Source organism: Rhodococcus sp. 5G237, assembly GCF_053764735.1.
This window is the reverse complement of sequence record NZ_JBSNCD010000002.1, coordinates 1-18777: the sequence shown is the minus strand read 5'-3', so window position 1 is coordinate 18777 and position 18777 is coordinate 1. Positions and strand designations below refer to the sequence as shown.

The 18777-nt window shown below is 67.9% G+C and carries 15 protein-coding genes and 1 rRNA gene; 4 read left to right on the top strand and 12 right to left on the bottom strand.

Annotated elements, in window-relative coordinates; genetic code table 11:
* Window positions 1-163: 163 nt before the first annotated feature.
* Together ACWPOC_RS03405 and ACWPOC_RS03400 are read left to right on the top strand one after the other, a co-directional pair.
* A complete protein-coding gene (locus tag ACWPOC_RS03405) occupies window positions 164-4069 on the top strand; it encodes a Pls/PosA family non-ribosomal peptide synthetase (RefSeq protein ID WP_120281247.1) in 3906 nt (1301 codons plus the stop codon).
* A complete protein-coding gene (locus ACWPOC_RS03400; RefSeq protein WP_120281246.1) occupies window positions 4036-5415 on the top strand; it encodes a M1 family metallopeptidase in 1380 nt (459 codons plus the stop codon). Before ACWPOC_RS03405 ends, ACWPOC_RS03400 begins: the two co-directional genes overlap by 34 nt.
* A 12-nt stretch (window positions 5416-5427) precedes the next feature.
* Here the strand turns inward: ACWPOC_RS03400 and ACWPOC_RS03395 are convergent, their stop codons facing one another.
* The 10 genes from ACWPOC_RS03395 to ACWPOC_RS03350 form a co-directional block, all read right to left on the bottom strand.
* Window positions 5428-5994 carry a hypothetical protein gene (locus tag ACWPOC_RS03395; RefSeq protein ID WP_120281245.1) on the bottom strand — a complete coding sequence of 189 codons (567 nt, stop codon included), beginning with the start codon at window positions 5992-5994 and terminating at the stop codon, window positions 5428-5430.
* Window positions 5995-6033: 39 nt separating this feature from the next.
* Complete coding sequence (locus ACWPOC_RS03390) at window positions 6034-7296, bottom strand: MlaD family protein (protein ID WP_120281244.1); 1263 nt, start codon at window positions 7294-7296, stop codon at window positions 6034-6036.
* Window positions 7293-8414: an MlaD family protein gene (locus ACWPOC_RS03385; RefSeq protein WP_120281243.1), complete on the bottom strand. Its 1122-nt coding sequence runs from the start codon at window positions 8412-8414 to the stop codon at window positions 7293-7295. Before ACWPOC_RS03385 ends, ACWPOC_RS03390 begins: the two co-directional genes overlap by 4 nt.
* The gene (locus ACWPOC_RS03380; RefSeq protein WP_120283905.1) at window positions 8411-9517 is read right to left on the bottom strand and encodes an MCE family protein; all 1107 of its coding nucleotides are present in this window, start codon (window positions 9515-9517) and stop codon (window positions 8411-8413) included. Before ACWPOC_RS03380 ends, ACWPOC_RS03385 begins: the two co-directional genes overlap by 4 nt.
* Window positions 9514-10536 carry an MCE family protein gene (locus ACWPOC_RS03375; protein ID WP_455408016.1) on the bottom strand — a complete coding sequence of 341 codons (1023 nt, stop codon included), beginning with the start codon at window positions 10534-10536 and terminating at the stop codon, window positions 9514-9516. The genes ACWPOC_RS03380 and ACWPOC_RS03375 overlap by 4 nt, the downstream gene beginning before the upstream one ends.
* A 4-nt stretch (window positions 10537-10540) precedes the next feature.
* Window positions 10541-11578 (bottom strand): MCE family protein, encoded by a 1038-nt coding sequence (locus tag ACWPOC_RS03370; RefSeq protein ID WP_120281242.1) that lies wholly within the window; start codon window positions 11576-11578, stop codon window positions 10541-10543.
* Window positions 11575-12891, bottom strand: a complete 1317-nt coding sequence (locus tag ACWPOC_RS03365; RefSeq protein ID WP_120281241.1) for an MCE family protein — start codon at window positions 12889-12891, stop codon at window positions 11575-11577. Before ACWPOC_RS03365 ends, ACWPOC_RS03370 begins: the two co-directional genes overlap by 4 nt.
* Before the next feature lie 2 nt (window positions 12892-12893).
* Window positions 12894-13748 carry an ABC transporter permease gene (locus ACWPOC_RS03360; RefSeq protein ID WP_120281240.1) on the bottom strand — a complete coding sequence of 285 codons (855 nt, stop codon included), beginning with the start codon at window positions 13746-13748 and terminating at the stop codon, window positions 12894-12896.
* A gap of 2 nt (window positions 13749-13750) precedes the next feature.
* On the bottom strand, window positions 13751-14584 hold the full coding sequence (locus ACWPOC_RS03355) for an MlaE family ABC transporter permease (RefSeq protein WP_120281239.1): 834 nt from the start codon (window positions 14582-14584) through the stop codon (window positions 13751-13753).
* Window positions 14585-14974: 390 nt separating this feature from the next.
* Complete coding sequence (locus ACWPOC_RS03350; RefSeq protein WP_120281238.1) at window positions 14975-15604, bottom strand: TetR/AcrR family transcriptional regulator; 630 nt, start codon at window positions 15602-15604, stop codon at window positions 14975-14977.
* Window positions 15605-15831: 227 nt separating this feature from the next.
* On the opposite strand from ACWPOC_RS03350, the gene ACWPOC_RS03345 reads away from it, so the two are divergent.
* Both ACWPOC_RS03345 and ACWPOC_RS03340 read left to right on the top strand, forming a co-directional pair.
* Window positions 15832-17127, top strand: a complete 1296-nt coding sequence (locus tag ACWPOC_RS03345; protein WP_120281237.1) for a cytochrome P450 — start codon at window positions 15832-15834, stop codon at window positions 17125-17127.
* Window positions 17117-17884: an SDR family NAD(P)-dependent oxidoreductase gene (locus ACWPOC_RS03340; protein WP_060653486.1), complete on the top strand. Its 768-nt coding sequence runs from the start codon at window positions 17117-17119 to the stop codon at window positions 17882-17884. The genes ACWPOC_RS03345 and ACWPOC_RS03340 overlap by 11 nt, the downstream gene beginning before the upstream one ends.
* Before the next feature lie 99 nt (window positions 17885-17983).
* Here the strand turns inward: ACWPOC_RS03340 and ACWPOC_RS03335 are convergent, their stop codons facing one another.
* Together ACWPOC_RS03335 and rrf are read right to left on the bottom strand one after the other, a co-directional pair.
* Window positions 17984-18490 (bottom strand): putative immunity protein, encoded by a 507-nt coding sequence (locus ACWPOC_RS03335; protein ID WP_183070782.1) that lies wholly within the window; start codon window positions 18488-18490, stop codon window positions 17984-17986.
* 167 nt (window positions 18491-18657) lie between these two features.
* Window positions 18658-18774: ribosomal RNA gene (gene rrf, locus ACWPOC_RS03330) — 5S ribosomal RNA — on the bottom strand.
* Window positions 18775-18777: the final 3 nt, after the last annotated feature.

Genomic DNA, 18777 nt, shown 5'->3' with positions numbered 1-18777 from the left:
GCGAAGAGAATGGCAGGACGACCGAGCCGTGTCAACCCCGCACCGCTCCGCGTCGCCCGGCACCGCACGACGCCGACACGCGTTCTGCGCGCCGAACGTTCACCTGCCGTCCACCCGGACGTGAGATAACCGGAAGCACCATCGAGCAGAAGGACCCGCGGAGTTGCCAGCCATAACCTCGACCCCCGTCGGCCGGTCCCCCATCCCGGACGAGTTCCTCCGCGCGTCGCACGCTCCACCCGCCCGCACCCTCGTCGACCTGCTGCGGAGCACTGCCGAAGCACATCCCGACGCCCCCGCGATCGACGACGGCTCGACGGTCCTCGAATACGCCGAACTGGCCGAGGCGGTGATCGCGGGTGCGTATGCGCTGAACGACGCGGGTGTCGGGGCCGGCGACAGGGTCGGGGTGCGCATGACCTCCGGGCGCAGCGACCTGTATGTGACGATTCTCTCCATTCTCGCCGCGGGCGCCGCGTACGTCCCCGTCGACGCCGACGATCCCGACGAGCGGGCCGAACTCGTGTTCTCGGAAGCGCAGGTCACCGCCATCGTCACCGACGAGGGCATCGGACCGGGCACGGCCGCACCGTCGGGCACCCCGGTGGTACGGGGTCCGAACCTCGACGACGACGCGTGGATCATCTTCACCTCCGGTTCGACCGGGACACCGAAGGGTGTCGCCGTCACCCACCGCAACGCGGCGGCCTTCGTCGACGCGGAAGCACGGATGTTCTGCCAGGGGGCGCCGCTCGGTCCCGGCGACCGGGTCCTGGCCGGCCTGTCGGTAGCGTTCGACGCCTCGTGCGAGGAGATGTGGCTCGCGTGGCGGCACGGCGCCTGTCTGGTTCCGGCGCCCCGCGCGCTGGTCCGCTCCGGCATGGATCTCGGGCCGTGGCTCGTCTCGCGCAACATCAACGTCGTCTCCACGGTGCCCACCCTCGCGGCGATGTGGCCGGCCGAAGCCCTCGAGGCGGTGCGTCTGCTCATCTTCGGGGGCGAGGCCTGCCCACCCGATCTCGTCGAACGTCTCGCCGTTCCGGGACGCGAGGTGTGGAACACCTACGGACCCACCGAGGCGACCGTCGTGGCCTGCGCGTCGCTGATGGACGGCACCGGACCGGTCCGCATCGGCCTGCCCCTCGACGGATGGGATCTCGCCGTCGTGGACGCCGACGGCAACCCCGTCGAGGAGGGCGCGACCGGTGAACTCGTCATCGGCGGTGTCGGTCTCGCGCGCTACCTCGATCCGGCGAAGGACGCCGAGAAGTACGCTCCCATGCCCACTCTCGGCTGGGACCGCGCCTACCGCAGCGGTGATCTCGTGACGCTCGACCGCGCCGGCCTGCTGTTCCAGGGGCGCGCCGACGACCAGGTCAAGATCGGTGGCCGCCGCATCGAACTCGGCGAGGTCGACAACGCGCTGCAGAACCTGCCCGGTGTGGCGGGCGGCGCGTGCGCGGTCCGCAAGACGGTCGCGGGGCATTCGATCCTCGTGGGATACATCGCCTCCACCGATCCGGACTTCGACATCGCGTCGGCCCACGACCTGCTGTCCGAACAACTCCCGGCCGCGCTCGTCCCGCGACTCGCGCTCGTCGACGAACTGCCCACCCGCACGTCCGGCAAGGTCGACCGCAACGCCCTGCCGTGGCCGCTGCCCGGCGCCGATGCCGACTCGGTGGAAGCACTCGGTCTCGATCCCACCGCCGAATGGGTCGCCGAACTGTGGACCGACATCCTCGGCGCCCGGATCGAGGGCGTCGACGACGACTTCTTCGAACTCGGCGGTGGTTCCCTCGCGGCGGCGCAACTCGTCACGGCGCTGCGGAGCCGGTATCCGGAGATGACGGTCGCGGAACTGTACGACCACCCGAGGCTCGGATCGCTCGCCGTCTATCTCGACGAACTCGCGCCGACGGAAGCGGCGACACCGCGTGAGGTGATGCCGGTGCCGCGACTAGCCCAGCTCGGGCAGATCGCGGTGACCGCCGTCCTCACCACCCTCACCGGACTGCAGTGGGTGACGTGGCTGGCGATCCTGAACAACGTCGTCGCGTTCGTCGTGGACGTGCCGTGGACCGTCACCCTGTCGTGGTGGTGGGTCGCGTTCGGTGTCCTGCTGTTCCTCACGCCCGTCGGACGCATGGCGATCTCCGTCGCGGGTTCGCGTCTGCTCCTGCGCGGCATGAAGCCCGGAAGCTACCCCCGCGGCGGGAGCGTCCACCTCCGGCTGTGGACGGCCCTGCGACTGTCCGAGGCCGTGGGTGCCGTGAACATCTCGAGCGCTCCCTGGATGCGCCAGTACGCGCGGGCGCTGGGAGCGAAGGTGGGCCGCGACGTCGACCTGCACAGTCTTCCGCCCGTCACCGGCCTCCTCGAACTCGGCGACGGTTGTGCCGTCGAGCCGGAGGTGGATCTCGGTGGCTACTGGGTGGACGGCGACGTCGTCCACATCGGAAGCATCCGGATCGGTGCCGGTGCCACGGTGGGCGCCCGATCGTTCCTGGCCCCCGGTGCGCGGATCGGTAAGAACGCCGAAGTGGAGGCCGGATCCGCGGTGTTCGGTCGCGTGAAGGCCGGGCAGAACTGGTCGGGTTCCCCCGCCCGCAAGGCCGGCAAGGCCGACCGGCCGTGGCCCGCCGCGACTCCGCCGCGGGGCGACAGGTGGGTGCCGGTCTACGCGCTGTCGTCGATCCTGCTCGGCGGCCTGCCCGTCGTCTCGATCGCCGCCGGGGTCGCGCTGCTCGTGTGGTGGGTGCACGACACCCCCACCGTCTCCGACGCCGTGGTGCACTCCCTGGCGATGCTGCCCGTCGCGGCGCTGCTGACGATGTTCGTCTTCGCCCTGCTCACCCTGATGGCGGTGCGACTGCTCGCCGTCGGGATGACAGAGGGCTGGCATCCCGTGCGCAGCCGCGTGGGCTGGCAGGTGTGGTTCACCGAGCGCCTCATGGATTCCTCGCGCACCTTCCTGTTCCCGCTCTACGCGTCGATGCTCACCCCGATCTGGCTCCGATTGCTCGGCGCCGACATCGGCAAGGACGTCGAGGCGTCGACCGTGCTGATGGTCCCCAAGTTCACGAAGGTCGCCGACGGAGCGTTCCTTGCCGACGACACGATGGTCGCCTCCTACGAACTCGGCGGCGGATGGCTGTACATCTCGCATGCGAAGGTCGGCAAGCGCGCCTTCCTCGGGAACTCGGGCATGGCGGCGCCGGGTCGCCGGGTCCCGAAGCACGGGCTCGTCGCGGTGCTCTCCGCGGCTCCGGAGAAGGCGAAATCCGGCTCGTCGTGGCTGGGCAGTCCCCCGGTGCGCCTGCGGCGCGCGAGCGGCGACAGCGACGCGAGTCGCACCTTCGAACCGCCGCTGAAACTCAAGATCGCGCGTGGCGCGGTGGAGACTTTCCGGCTCGTGCCCATGGTCGTCACCTACGGCATCGGGCTCGGTGTGCTCTTCGCCCTCAACACCCTCGCCGTGCACCTGGGCTATCTCGCCGCTGCGCTGCTGGGCGGTCTCGTGCTCATGGTGGCCGGAGCCGTGGCGTGCCTCGTGACCGTGATCGCGAAGTGGCTCGTCGTCGGTCGGATCGGACGCGTCGAGCACCCGCTGTGGAGTTCGTTCGTGTGGCGCAACGAGGTCTCCGACACCTTTGTCGAGACCGTCGCGGCACCGTGGTTCGCCCGGGCCGCGGCGGGCACCGCCGTGATGAACCTGTGGCTGCGCGCGCTGGGGTCGAGGATCGGCCGCGGTGTGTGGTGTGAGAGCTACTGGTTGCCCGAGGCCGACCTGGTGTCACTGGGCGACGGTGCGACCGTCGAACGCGGTTGTGTTGTACAGACCCACCTGTTCCATGATCGGATCATGTCCATGGACACCGTGACCCTCGGCGCCGGCGCCACGCTCGGCCCCCAATGCGTCGCGTTGCCCGCCTCGGGCATCGGCGACGGTGCCACCGTCGGCCCGGCCTCGCTGGTGATGCGCGGTGACGTCGTCCCGCCGTCCACTCGCTGGCAGGGCAATCCGATCACGCCGTGGACCACGCCGAACGACTGGTCACCGCGGTGAAGCCCATCAAGGCCGCCAAGCCCGTCGCGCCGGTCGCCGCGGACCGGCCGCTCGACCCCTATCTGCCCGAGAGCGGGAACCGCGGCTACCGGGTCTCCCGCTACGAACTCGAACTCACCTACAAGGTCGTGTCCAACCGACTCGACGGCCGGGCGAAGATCATCGCCACGACGACGGACGTGCGCGCCGAGTACTCGCTCGATCTCGCGCGATCGATGCGGGTCGCGAAGGTGACCGTCAACGGCCGACGTCCCGCCAAGTTCGCGCATCGCGGTGGCAAGCTCACCGTCACCCCCGCCGAGAAACTGCCCGCCGGGGCGGTCCTCGTCTTCGGTGTGCAGTACTCGGGGACTCCCATCCCGCTGCGGACCATGTGGGGTGAGGTCGGCTGGGAGGAACTCGACGAGGGGTCGCTCGTCGCGAGCCAGCCCAACGGCGCACCCACCTGGTTCCCCTGCGACGACCATCCCGGTTCGAAGGCCACCTACCGCATCGCGGTCACCGCCGACGCTCCGTTCGTCGCGATCGCGAACGGCACGCTGGTGCACAAGACCACGAAGGCGAGCCGCACCACCCGGGTGTACGAGCAACCCGAACCGATGGCGACCTATCTCGCCACGGTCCAGACCGGACACTACGAGATACGCACCCTCGCAACGGAACCCGTACCGCAGTACGGAATCCACCCGCCTCGCCTGCGCGCGGAGTTCGATCGGGACTTCGCTCGCCAGACCGAGATGCTCGAGTTGTTCACACGCCTGTTCGGCCCGTACCCGTTCGCGCACTACACCGCTCTGGTGACCGACGACGACCTCGAGATCCCCCTCGAGGCACAGGGATTGTCGATTTTCGGCGCGAACTTCTGCGACGGTACCGGCCGCGAGGAACGGCTCGTCGCACACGAGTTGGCGCACCAGTGGTTCGGCAACAGCCTCACACTGAACCGATGGTGCGACATCTGGCTCCACGAAGGATTCGCGTGCTACGCGGAGTGGCTGTGGTCGGAGAACTCGGGCGGCAGGCCGGCCCACGCGCACGCGCTCGACGCCCACCGGGGACTGGCCCGCAAGCCGCAGGACATCCTGCTCGAGGATCCGGGCCCGAAGGACATGTTCGACGACCGCATCTACAAGCGCGGGGCACTGACCCTGCACGCCCTGCGCTTGCAGCTCGGCGACGAGCCGTTCTTCACCCTCCTGCGGACGTGGACCGAGGAACACCGGCACGGCAACGTGACGACGGCGCAGTTCAAGGATCTCGCCGCACGCTTCTCGGACGTCTCGCTCCGGCCGCTGTGGGAGGCATGGTTGAGCACGCGAGAGCTCCCTCCGGCACCGACCGCCTGACTCGACACCGGCTCAGGGCAGATCCACCTGCGACGCGAGCCACCGGCCGTCGACGAGTTCCATCGTCATGACCACGCGGCTGCGATCGAGTCGCGGTTCGGGAACGAGAGTGTTCGTGACGCTCTGGTCGACGAACAACAGGACCTCGACCTTCGTCGTGGTCGCGGATCTGATACCCGACTCCACGACGACACCCTCCGAGCGTGCCTGGTTGTCGATCAGCACCTGTTCGAGTTGTGCACTCGACTCGGCGTACATCTTCTCGAATTCGCCGGTGGCTCCGTCGAGTACCGCGGCGAAGTCGGCGTCGAGGTCCGCCGAGTCCACCGACGTCAACGTCACGGCGAACTGCCGTGCAGCCTCCGACGCCGCGCGGGCGGCGTCCTCCACGGCGCGGGCGTTCCGGAGTTGGGTTCCCAGCACCGCTGCGGCCACCAGTCCCGCCACCGCGACGAGCACGAGCAGAAGGAGGGGAATCCGCGCGAACCACCTTCTTCTCGAATTCTTTTCGGATGCACCCGTATCCGTGTCGTCGGTCGTCTCGGTTCCGTCCGTGCGGGTCGCGGTGTCGGTGCTCATGTCGGTTCTCCTGGGTTCTGCACGATCGTCGGGCACAGGTCAGTTCGGCACTGTCGGTCCGCCGTAGTCGAGTGGGACGCTGTACGGCCCGACGGGAGCCGGGTCGGACGTACGGAGCGGATCGACGCCGGGCGGCATGGTCGCGGCGCCCTCCTCACCGGGAGGACGCGGCGCGTTGCGGGCGCCGCGCACGAGCGTCGACGGGTCGGGGTCGGTGCAGTAGGTGTACAGATACGGCTCCGGATGATCCGCGATCGTCGGTGGTCGTCGCGGCAGGTCGTAGTCGCACGAGTTGCGGGGATAGATGTTCACCAGCGCCCAGATGCCGCCGTCGCGGAAGGCGGTCATGAGCGCTTCGAGCGTCGACCCGTCCCGATCGCTCGGGAAGAAGAACTCGTTCAGGGCGGGGACACGCACGTGCGCCATCTGCGCCACCGTCGTCAGGTTGCCCAGCAGTTGCACCATCGTCGGGGAGTTCTCCGCGAGGAGAGCGTCGACGGAGTGCATCGTCGCGGGTGTCCTGTCGACGAAACTGCGGAATCCCTCGTCCATCGATTCGACTCCGCCGAGCAGGGTCGACATCTCCCCCGACATGCCTTGCAGTCCGGGTGCGGCATCCGCGAGTGTGCGGAGCACGATCCTGCCGGAGCGCAACAACGAGACCGTCTGCGGCAGAACCCCGTCGAGCGTCGAGATGAGGAAGGTTCCGCCCTCGACGATGTCGGTGAGTTTGCGCGGACCCTCCGGCCCGACACCGAGTTCCTCCACGATCACCCGCAGCGAGTCGGGGTCGATCTGGGCGAGCATGCCGTCGAGGTCGTGCATGAGGGTCGACAGCGGAACGGGTGTCGCGGTATCCTCGGCCGAGATCTCGGCGCCGTCCTCGAGATAGGGGCCGTCGTCGCTGTCGGGACGCAGGTCGAGATACTGCTCGCCCGCGAGCGACAGGCCCGCGACGCGAATTTCTCCACCCGCCGGAATCCGTGCCCGCGAATCGATCTCGGCGACCGCGATCACTCCGCCCTCCGTCAGGTCGACGGACGAGACCGTACCGACGGGAACACCGCGCAGCGTGACGTCCCGGCCGGGCAGCAAGCCGCCCGACTCGTCGAAGTGCACCCGGATCCGGTAGGTCTCGGCCGTCGGGCCCGCGTCGAACACACCGAACACCAGGTACGTCATCCCGACGACGAAGGTGGTGGCGAGGGCGACCACGGACAGTCCCAGCCGACGCGCGTAGCCGTAGCGTACCCCCGCGACGATGCCGCCGGCGGCGACCTCGACGGGGCCGCGGCGGCTCACGGACCCTCTCCGTCCAGTCGCTGCTGCAATCGCATCAGCGTGTACGTCAGCGTTCCCACGAACGCCTGCCAGTCGGTCTCGTCGGGCAGGCGACTGCCCGGGTCTCCCGAATGTCCGGGCGCGGGAACAGCGCCTATCACCAGTTGCTCGAGGTCGGCGTCGACGTTCGCCGACGTGCTGTTGGTGACCCGCATGATCGGTGCGAGCAACCGGTTGACCGAGTTCAGGCTGGCGTCCGGATGGGTCGCGGCGGCGTTCAGCTGTTCGGCGATCCGGTCGAGATCCGCGAGGGTGCTGCGGGTGTCGGTGCCCTGCACGGACGGGAACTTCCCGATCTGTTGCCCGATCCGGTCGACCTGCCCGACGAGGTCGAGCAGCTGCGCGGTGTCGGAGGCCACGACGTCGAGCGCCGGGCGCGCGGCCAGCATCACCTCGTCGATCGTCGACCGACGCTCCGCAAGGGTCGCGACGAGCCGGTCGGTGCGGGTCAGGGACTCCTCGATTTCGGCGGTGCGTGCGGTGATGAGGCCCGCCAGCCGCGTCGACTCGTCGACGAGCGTCCCGAGCCGGTCGCCGCGATCCCCCACCGCTTCCCCCAGCCCGTCGACGATCTTCGTGAGGTTCCGCAGCGCTCCACCGTTGACGAGAACCGATGCGGTGGACAGCACCTCCTCGATGGTCGCTGCTGCCGCAGTCGACGACAACGGGATCGTGTCCCCCGCAGCGAGGGCCGCGGCACCGCCCGCATCCACCGGGGGCTGCAGCGAGACGAACACGTCACCGAGCGGCGTGGCGGATCTCAGTTCGGCGGCGGTTCCCACCGGGACGGACACATCCTCGGCGATGCGCATGGTCACGATCGCGGAGTACTCCTCCACCCGCATGGACGCGACCTCCCCGACGTCCGCACCCGCGAGCTTCACCTTGGCCTTCGTCGGCAGGTTGAGCGCGTTCTCGAAGGTCGCGTGGAGCAGATAGGACTCGCCGTCCACGCCCGGTTCGGGAAGGGGAAGCCTCTCGAGGCCGACCGAACAGGCGGTGGTGCCGAGAACCGACGCGGCGATCATCGCGACCACGGCCCGCGTCCGTCGTCGCCCGGTGGTGTGTCGGTGTCTCATCGTGGCAACCCCGCGATCCCCTCGAGCATCGAGGCGATGCCGAAGCCCGGGCCGAAGTCCTTCAGGTTTCCGGAGGTGCACCCGTGGTCGCGCATCTCCAGCGCCGCGCATACCTGGGAGACGAGATGTCCGTCGAAGAAGACCTTCTCGAGCTGGGCGTGGACGCGGGCCGCACCGTGTTCCTGGTCGATCGCGTTGTACGCGTTGCCGAGGAGAAGCGGTGACAGATCGAGGAATTCGGCGACCTCGTTGCGGTAGTCGACAAGCGCGCGGGTGACCGATTCGGCGTTCGTCACCGTCGAGTGCACCTCGTCGCGGTGGGTCTCGAGCAGTTGCTCGGCGTGCGCGAGGATCTCGTTGAGTTTCGTTCCGGTGTCGCCGGCTCCGACCCGGGCGTCGGCGAGGACCGTGCTGAGTCTTCGCGTGGCTTCGCCGAATTCGCGAATCTCGACGTCGTTGGCGGCGGCGATGTCCGTCAGGGCGGAGAGGTTGTCGACGATGGCGGTGATCTCGTTGCCCGTCACCGCGCCCTTCTCGGCGCTCATCCGCAGTGCGTCCGACAGACGGCCGAGAGCGGCCCTGATACCGACGCCGTTGCCTGCAGTCATCCCGGTTCCGACATCGAGCAGTCGTGCCACCGGTCCGTCGCCCGTCCCGTCGCCCTCGAGTTCGAGGGCCAGGGTGTCGGCCATCGCGAGCAGGCGGTCGAATTCGATCGGGGTCCGGGTCCGGTCCAGGTCGATCACCGCGCCGTCCGCGAGGGTCGGTCCGCCCTGGTAGGCGGGGGTCAGTTCGACATGCCGGTCGGTGAGCACGGAGGTCGACACGGCCACCGCCCGGACGTCGGCAGGTACGTCGACACCGGCGTCGATCTCCATCGCGACCGCGACGTGAGTGCCCTGCGGTTCGATCGTCAGCACGCGCCCCACCGGTATCCCGAGGATCGACACCTCGTTCCCCTCGTACAGACCGGCGGCGTTGTCGAACCGTGCGGTGACGGTGACGGGCCGATCCGGTGACAGGACCCGGTCGAGCACGAGGGCTCCCGCCAGTGCGACGATCGCGACCAGCACGATCCCCTTCACCATCGTCTTCACCGTCATCGGCACTCCCCGAGATAGTCGCGCAGGCTCGGCTCGCCGGTCTGCCCCACGAGGGCGCACATCCAGGAGTCGATCATCGGTCCGGCCGGCGCCGTGAAGTCGACCTCGTTGCCCGTCCCCGACGCGTTGGTGAAGTTCCGGATCGGGACGGGCAGGATCTGGAGGATGTTGCGGAGCAACGCGTCGTTGTTCGCGAGGGTCTGCAGGAACTCGTCGAGATCGGCGATCATCGCGTCGACGTGCGTCCGGTCCTCCACGACGACCGAGTGCAGGGAGTTGACGAGCCGGGTGGTCGAATCGAGCAGGCGCTGAACCAGATTGCGGCGGTTCTCGATCTCGGCGAGCATGCTGTACCCGTCGCGGACGAGGACACCGAGACTGTCCTGCTGGGCGCGCACGATGGTGGTGATCGACGCGGTCGCCTCGAGGATCGACCCGATCTGCCTGCGTCGGTCGGCGAGGGTGCCGGAGAGACTCTCGATGTTCTGCAGGACCTGCGGGAGAAGCTCGGGTACGCCGTGGAGTTCGTCCGCCATCAGCGTCATCGTCTCCCCGAGACGTTCGGCGTCCACCTGCTCGAAGGTGGTCGTCGCGTCCGCGAGCAGCTCCTGCAGGTCGTAGGGAACGACGGTGTTATCGAGGGGAATCCTGTTGTCGGTCAGGGGTTCTCCTCCTGCGGGTTGCAGTTCGAGATAGCGGGATCCGAGCAGTGTGGTGAGCTTGATCGACGCCACGGTGCCGGATCCGAGTTCGACGTCGCGGTCGATGTCCATCGCCACCACCACGTGATCCCCGGCGAGTCGCGCTCCTTCGACGGTTCCCACCTGGACACCGGCGATCGTCACGGCGTCGCCGGCGCTGATCCGGGCCGCCTGCGCGAACTCGGCCTCGTAACGCACGGAGGAGAATCCGATGCGGGAGACGACGACGGTGGCGACCAGCGCGAGGACGATCACCACGACCGCCACGGTCCCGATGACCAGAGGATTGCGATCTTCGAGGGTCGGTTTCCGCGTCACGGTCTCACCTGCACACCGGGGAATGCGTGATCCGCCCTTCGGGCGTGACCTCGGAGACGACGGACGGGATGATCGATCCCACTTCGGGGATCAGGGTGACGTTGAAGTTGCACAGGTAGGTGTTCAGGTAACTGCCCTCCTGACTGACGCGCGCGAGGCCCTTGAGCAGCCCCGGCAGATTCGCCCCGAAATATCCGAAGCTGTCCTTGTTGTCGAGGAAGTGCCGGGTGAAACCGGGTTGGCGGCTGATCATCGCATGCAGGTCGGGGTGCACCTCCCGGCTCATCGCCGCGATCCGGTCGACGGTCGCAGACAGGGAGTCGAGCGAGCCGATCGTCTCGTCGCGCCGCGCCGACAGTTCGGAGAAGATCGCACGGGCACTGGTCAGGACGGCGTCGACGTCCTCGCTCTGCGTCGCGAGGTCGCCGATGACCGCGTCCAGGTTGACGATGATGTCACCGAGGATGCGGTCGGGCTCGGCGAGCGACTCTGCGAGACGTGATGTTTCGGCGACGAGGGCCGTGACGGCACCACCGTCCCCCTGCAGTGCCGCGATGATCGCGCTCGTGATGCGGTCGACCTGTTCCGGGTCGAGCACGCTGAACAAGGGCTCGAATCCGTTGAGCAGCACGGAGATGTCGAACGACGGATCGGTGCGTTCGAGGGGGATCTCCCAGTTCTCCGGGGCCGGTGCCCCGGAGCCGCCCTCTCCGCGGGAGAGTCCCAGATATCGCTGACCGATGATGTTCTGATAGGTGATCGCGGCCTCGGTGTCGTCGTGGATCGTCTGCCCCGCCTCGATGCGGAACGCCACCCTCGCGACCGACCCGTCGAGTTCGATCGCGTCGACGCGTCCGACCCGCACGCCGGCCATCCGGACGTCGTCACCCACCCGCAGGCCGGAGACGTCGCTGAAGACCGCGCTGTAGCCGACCGTGTCGCCGTGGACGTTCCGCTGGAGGGTGACGACCACCGGCCACGTCGCCGCGAGGGCCAGCACCAAGAACAGGACGAGGCCGATCAGGGGCTTGCGATAGCTCACCTCGGTCCACTCCCCTCGTCCGGGAGGATCGAGATCATCGCTCCGCGCGCCACCGGTCCGAGCAGTACTTCGGCGGCGGCCGACGGATCGCCTCCGAGGAGGGCACCGAGCAGCTTCTTCTCCTCGTCGCTGCCCACCGGGCCGACGTTGCCGCCGGAGGGGATGCTGCTGAGTACCTGCGTTCCGCTCCGGGGGCCGGTGTTCAACGACGAGACCGGAGGTGCCCCGGTCTCGGGTGCCGTCTCACAGCTCGGACCGGCGAGGTCGCCGTAGCGGGGGCAGTCGGCACGCGTGTACATCCGGTGCGGCGTGAACTGGAAGATGAACTTGCCCATCCCGCGCGGTGCGCCGTGGGGCCAGAAGGTTTCGAACCACTTGTCGGAGATGCGACGCATCCGTGTGGTGATGCGTGGGAACTCGTCGGCTCCGTCCGCCATGACCCCCAGCACGGGCGTGAGGGAGGTCGTCACCCCGATGACCTGGTCGATGTGCTTCTCGAAGCCGTTCGCCACGTGGTCGAGAGTGGTGGCGCTCGCCGTCAGGAACGTCCCGAACTCCGCCTGCTTCTCCGCCAGGGTCCGCATGGGGACCACGGCATGGTTCACGGCGTCGAGCAGATCCGGTGCGGATTCCTGCAGCCCGCGCACGGCATCCGAGAGTGCGACCAGCGTCGAGGGCCCGCCGTCGGGGGTGAGGACCGCTCCGAGTTCACGGACCATCCGGTCGAGTTTCTCTCCGGCGGCGACGATGTCGGCGCCTCGGCGATCGGTCGCCTCGGCCACGGTCGCGAGGATGCCGAGGGTGTGCCGGGTGTCGACGCGGGCGGTCGCCGCGGTGATGTCGCGGAGTTTCGTCAGCGCGGTCTGCAGTTGGACGGTCTCGAGGCCCGTGTCCTGCGGAATCGTCGCCCCGGCGGAAAGGGCTGGTGCCGGACCGTTGTCGACGAGTTGTACGGACGACACCGCGAACACGTTGCTCGGCACGACCCGTGCGGTGACGGTGTTCGGGATCGAGTGCGCATGTCCGGTTTTCAGCGCGATCCTCACGACGAGGGAGGACATGTCGTCCGGACGGACGACCTCGCCGACCTCACCGACCAGGACACCCCGGAACTTCACGTCCGAGCGCGCCGGGAGGCCGTCACCGATGTCCGAGAGCACGGCCTCCACATCGACCGTCCGGGTGAATCTGCCGTCGGCCTTCGCCACGACGGCCCCCACCCCGAGGACACCGAGGAGCAGTGCCACCGCGCCCGCGACGAACAGCCTGGTGGGGGTCGCCCGTCCGACGTCGCTCTCGAGCAGTATGGACATGCCTACCCTCCGAGCCTTGCGCCCGAACCGATACCCCAGAGGGCGACGGTCATGAGGAGGTTGACCACGATCATCGCAGAGATGCTCGCCCGCATGGCGCGGCCGGCCGCCGTTCCCACACCCTGCGGCCCACCGGCGGCGTAGAAGCCGTAGTAGCACTGGATCGTGGTGGTGATGACGACGAAGACCACGGTCTTGAGCAGTGAATAGGCGATGTCGGTGCCGTTGAGCACGAGGGAGAAGTAGTGGCCGTAGGTGCCGGCCGACACTCCCCCGGTCAGCCCGATCACCGATTGCACGGCAACGTAGTTCACGGTGAGGCAGACCAGATACAGCGGCACCACCGCGACCACCGAGGCGAGCAGCCGGGTCGTGACGAGATACGGGATCGACCGGATCGCCAGCGACTCCATGGCGTCGATCTCCTCCGAGATGCGCATCGCACCGAGTTGGGCGGTGAACCGGCACCCGGCCTGCGCGGCGAACGCGAGCGAGGCCATGATGGGCGCGAGTTCGCGGGTCGTGGCGGTCGAGGACACCATTCCCGTCGCGGGTTCGAGCCCGAGCAGGTGCAGCGCGTTGTATCCCTCGATGGCGACGATCGCACCCGCCGACGCACCCAGGACGATGATCACCCCGGCCGTGCCGCCTCCGACCACGAGAGAGCCGTTGCCCCAGGTGACGTCGGAGAGGATGCGCAGGAACTCCTTCCGGTAGTGCCGCAGGGTCGTCGGGATCGCGGCAACGGCACGCAGGAGGAAGACGACCATGTGGCCGAGACGCTGGACCGAACGGACCTGCGCCGTCGCGACGACGACGAACGACCGGGTGCCGGGGGGGAAGTACCGGGACGCCATCGTCAGAACCCCGTCTTCGGGAAGAGCAGCACGTACAGCTGCGTGAAGGCGACGTTGACGATCATCAGGAGCAGGATCGACGCGACGACGGTCGCATTGACCGAGTCGGCGACGCCCGCCGGTCCGCCGCGCGTCGACAGACCCTTGTGGCAGGCGACGACCGCGACGATCGCACCGAAGACCGCCGCCTTGATCATGGTCAGCACGAAGTCACCGATCGTCGCGAAGGACGCGAACGTCGTGACGAAACTGCCTGGCGTTCCGTTCATCACGAAGGTGTTGAAGATGTATCCGGAGAGGAAGCCGACAAAGCAGACCAGGCCGGTGAGGGCGAGACCGACCACCACTGCGGCCACCAGGCGCGGCACCACGAGGCGTCGGACGACCGACAGGCCCATCACCTCCATGGCGTCGATCTCGTCGCGGATCTTGCGGGAGCCGAGATCGGCACAGACAGCGGAACCGGCTGCCGACGCCATGAGCAGGGCGGCCACCATGGGTGCGCCCTGCTTGATGACCGCGAGACCGCTCGCCGCACCGGCCAGGGAGGTCGCGCCGACCTGACCGGCGAGCAGCCCGAACTGGATCGACAGGGTCACCCCGATCGGGATCGCGACGAACATCGTGGGCAGCGCGGAAGCCGAGGCCATGAAGGCCGCCTGGCGGACGAACTCGGCGAACGGGAACCGGAGGGTGGCGATGTCGAGGATCAGGTACTGGAGGGCACGGATGCCCAGCACACACTGACCACCGACGGTTTCGAGCGCCGCCATCGGATGCCGGCGGAGGTAGCCGCGGGCCCACGCGCCGATCTCTTTCGTGGCCGTCGTGCTCATTCCGGCCTACCGCACCGATCCGACATCGAGCACACACCACCGTCTCGACGACCCCCACCTCGCAGGTGTCACGGCTGCTCCCCTCCAGGAGTAGATGAGCGTGGACGACGCCGACCATCGAACGGTCGCAAGCATCGCCGAAACAGACTGTGTTCGCAGACTTTTCGAGAATTTTTTCGAGATCCGGCACGACGAGCGCATCGCCGGCCGGAGCGCACGGGCGGGACCGGCCGATGCCGGGTCACGCACGGTGGCGCAGCGCCTCGGCGACCCGCGGGCGATCGGGTGCCGAAGCCGGGCTGTCTGCCCGAGCCAAAAGTAGAATACTATTCTCGTAGTTGCAATACACGATTTCGGACGACTTCGATCTCCGACCCCTACCGCGGCGCATCAGGCCAGGTCACGGCGTTGGAAAGCAGATTCCGTTCCGCCGCTGTCGGCACCACCTTCGAGCATCGACAGGCACCACTCGACGAGTTCGTAGGTCTCGGCATGACCCGCCGTCAGACCGAGGGACTCCTCCATCACGAGCACTCGCGAGATGCTCGTCATCAGCACCGACAGCACCACGGGGGGAATCCGCGCCAGGTCGTATCCGGACCGTGCGAGAGCGGCGCGCGCGGCATCCCGCTGCCCGACGCGGAACAGCTCCGAATAGCGCGCGATCTCGGAGCGGAGCGCGTCGCGATGACGCGCCATCGCGATGAACTCCATCGTCACGGCCACCGCGGCGGGATCGGTACTGAACTCCCAGAGGGCCCGAAGAGGGTTGGGGGACTTCGCCACTTCGGCCTGGACCGCCAGGCCCTCTTCGGCGCGCCGGCGGAACATCTCGAGGAAGAGATCGTCCATGGTCCGGAAGTAGTAGTGCACGAGTTGCGGCTTGAGTCCGGCACGTTCGGCGACACGTCTCGAAGTAACTGCTGCGTAGCCTTTTTCGATCATCAACTGCTCGGCCGCGTCGAGCAGAACGGTCCTGTTCTTCGCATCCGGTGAGCCGATCCGCCTCGACGACGTCATCCCCTACCTCCGTGGTCGTCGGCGTCCGCTTCGCGCGGCCGGTGCGGCGCACCGATGCGTGCTCATCGTAACCACACCGGCGAGTGTGCTCTTGACCACATTCGGCCCCCGTGCTATCCATGTAACCAGCACTGCTAGGCAGGCGCTCAGCATCGGGCGAGGCTGGCGTTCTCATCGGAAAACACCGCAGTTGCGCACCTCGTGTGCGCACGACGTCAGGAGCCCGAGTGAACGACTTCGATTCCAAGGATTTCTTCACGGATCCGTCCTTCATCCCCGACCCGCATCCCTACTTCGATCACCTCCGTTCGGAATGCCCGGTGCGGTTCACCGGTCCACGCAACGTGGTCGCGGTGACCGGATTCGAGGAATGCCTTGCCGTACTTCGCGATACGGCGACGTACTCGAACATCAACGCCGCGACGGGACCGTTCCCCGGCATGCCGTTCGAACCCGAGGGCGACGACATCGGCGAACAGATCGAACGTCATCGTCCCGAGATCCCGCTGAACGAGCACCTCGTGACGATGGATCCGCCCCAGCACACCCGTGTCCGGCGACTGCTCGGCGGATTGTTCACCCCGCGACGTCTCGCCGAGAACGAGGACTTCATGTGGCGGCTCGCGGATCGCCTGATCGACACCTTCCACGAGTCCGGCAAGGTCGAGCTGCTCCACCAGTACGCGCAACCCTTCGCGTTGCTCACCATCGCCGATCTCCTCGGCGTACCGGAGGAGGACCACGCCGCCTTCGTCGCGCACCTGTCGACGCAGACACCCGGGGCGATGGCCGAGGACGGCGCCCTCGGGACCAATCCGCTGGAGTTCCTGGATTCGAAGTTCTCGGCCTACATCGAGGACCGGCGGAAGAACCCGGGGAAGGACGTCCTGTCGATCCTCGCCGGATCCACCTACGCGGACGGCGATACTCCCGAGGTCGTCGATCTCGTCCGGCTCGCCACCTTCCTGTTCGGTGCCGGGCAGGACACCACCGCACGCCTGATCACGGCAGCCTTCCGGCTCATCGCCGAGAACCCCGACCTGCAGAAGCAACTCCGCGAGGATCGCAGTCTCGTACCGCAGTTCGTGGAGGAAGCGCTCCGGTTGGAAGGTCCGGTCAAGAGCGACTTCCGACTGACCAGGAAGAAGACGAACCTCGGGGGCGTCGAGATACCGGCGGGCACCACCGTCATGGTGTCCCTGCCGGCGGGCAACCGCGATCCCCGCAGATTCACCGATCCCCACGAGTTCCGGATCGATCGGGAGAACTCCCGCGAGCACATCGCCTTCGGGCGCGGTGTCCACTCGTGCCCCGGCGGTCCGCTGGCGCGCGTGGAAGCACGTGTCACCGTCGAGCGGCTGCTGGACCGACTCGGCGACATTCGGATCTCGGAAGAGAAGCACGGACCCGCCGACGACCGGCACTTCGCCTACGAACCGACCTACATCCTCCGCGGACTGACCGAGATCCATCTCGAGTTCACTCCCGTCTCCGTCACGGAAGGAAGCGCCCATGTCCACTGAGAACAGCACGGCAGCAGATCGGGTGGCCATCGTCTCGGGCGCCGCATCCGGCATCGGACGAGCGATCGCCGGAGAACTTGCCGGACGCAACCACCCCGTCGCTCTGCTCGACCGCAGCGGCGACGCCGTCCGGGCCGCAGCGGACGAACTGGCGAACGACGGAGCTCGGGTGATCGGGCTCGAGGTGGACGTCTCGGATCGGGCGAGCGTCGATGCGGCCGTCGAGAAGGCACGCGCCGAACTCGGCCCGATCTCGATCATCGTCACGAGTGCCGGCATCCAGGAGAGCGCACCGTTCGGCGAGATTACCGCGGAGTCGTGGCAGCGGACCCTCGACGTCAATCTCACCGGCACCTTCAACACGATCCAGTCGGCACTGCCCGACCTCCTCGAAGCAGGATGGGGCCGCATCGTGACGATCTCATCGTCGAGCGCGCAGTCCGGCGCACCGGATCGCGCACACTACGTCGCATCCAAGGGCGGTGTCATCGCGCTGACGAAGGCGCTGGCATTCGAGCTGTCCCCGAAGGGCATCACCGCCAACACGATTCCACCGTCGATCATCGACACACCGATGGCGCGGGCCGAGGAACAGCCCGGTCAGCTGATCGACCTGGACGTGCTGGCCACCATGACTCCGGTGCGCCGCACCGGCACGCCGCACGACGTGGCCGCGGCGGCTGCCTTCCTGTGCACGGACGACGCCGGCTTCATCACAGGGCAGGCCATCGGCGTCAACGGCGGGTGGTACCTGTAGGCGTGATCTTCCGGACGGCGACCGGTGAGATGGGCACCGGTCGCGGGGGATGGAGATCCGGAGGGGGACCCGAACACCGGGTCCCCCTCCGGACGTTGCCTAGTTCGCGCGACGCAGAGACGCATCCAGTGCGTTCATCAACTCTCCGACCCGAGTTCTCGAGGTGGGTGCGAGCGGATAACGGGAGAGGACGTCGACCACCTCGGGAGTCGCGCGTCGCCGGGCGTCGTCGAGCGCGTCCTCCGTTGCTCCCGGGTCGCCGTCAGCCAGGAGTTCGGCGATGCGAGCGGCACTCGCGGCGGCACGCAGGATGTGCCCGACCTGGGTCGCCTTCGCGATCGGGTGCAGATAGGCAGCCGCTGCAGCATCGCCGGCGCACCGTGCGGCAAGGGAAGCCTCCTCGGTCGGTGCGTCCTTCGCAGCTCGGTGGGCATCCAGGGCGGTGACGCGCTGGAGTCTCGTTCGTCGCGCACCGTCGACGAATTCCCGGGCCGCGTCGAGTGCTGCACGTGGACGACGGTCGTCGGGCACGGACTCCTCGAAGACGGGGAGCACGGCCTGTGCACTCTCCGCCACATATCGGGCGACCGCCCGTAGTTCGTCCATGGTGAGTTCGAAATCACCGAACACGCTTGTCGCCGGCTCGATCCGTCCCACATCTCCGAGCATAGGTCGACCGGATGTCCGCATACGAGAAAAGGGGACCCGCGAAAGCGGGTCCCCTTCTCAAAGCCGAAGACCCCCAACAATGTTGGGGGTCTTCGGTAACGGGTGTTCGGCGGTGTCCTACTCTCCCACACCCTGTCGAGTGCAGTACCATCGGCGCAGACAGGCTTAGCTTCCGGGTTCGGAATGGGACCGGGCGTTTCCCTGTCGCTATGGCCGCCGTAACT

Coding starts and splice junctions, on each gene's coding strand:
- ACWPOC_RS03395 (WP_120281245.1), bottom strand. CDS start 5,994: ATGAGCACCGACACCGCGACCCGCACGGACGGAACCGAGACGACCGAC.
- ACWPOC_RS03385 (WP_120281243.1), bottom strand. CDS start 8,414: ATGAGACACCGACACACCACCGGGCGACGACGGACGCGGGCCGTGGTC.
- ACWPOC_RS03380 (WP_120283905.1), bottom strand. CDS start 9,517: ATGACGGTGAAGACGATGGTGAAGGGGATCGTGCTGGTCGCGATCGTC.
- ACWPOC_RS03365 (WP_120281241.1), bottom strand. CDS start 12,891: ATGTCCATACTGCTCGAGAGCGACGTCGGACGGGCGACCCCCACCAGG.
- ACWPOC_RS03360 (WP_120281240.1), bottom strand. CDS start 13,748: ATGGCGTCCCGGTACTTCCCCCCCGGCACCCGGTCGTTCGTCGTCGTC.
- ACWPOC_RS03355 (WP_120281239.1), bottom strand. CDS start 14,584: ATGAGCACGACGGCCACGAAAGAGATCGGCGCGTGGGCCCGCGGCTAC.
- ACWPOC_RS03350 (WP_120281238.1), bottom strand. CDS start 15,604: ATGACGTCGTCGAGGCGGATCGGCTCACCGGATGCGAAGAACAGGACC.
- ACWPOC_RS03340 (WP_060653486.1), top strand. CDS start 17,117: ATGTCCACTGAGAACAGCACGGCAGCAGATCGGGTGGCCATCGTCTCG.
- ACWPOC_RS03335 (WP_183070782.1), bottom strand. CDS start 18,490: ATGGACGAACTACGGGCGGTCGCCCGATATGTGGCGGAGAGTGCACAG.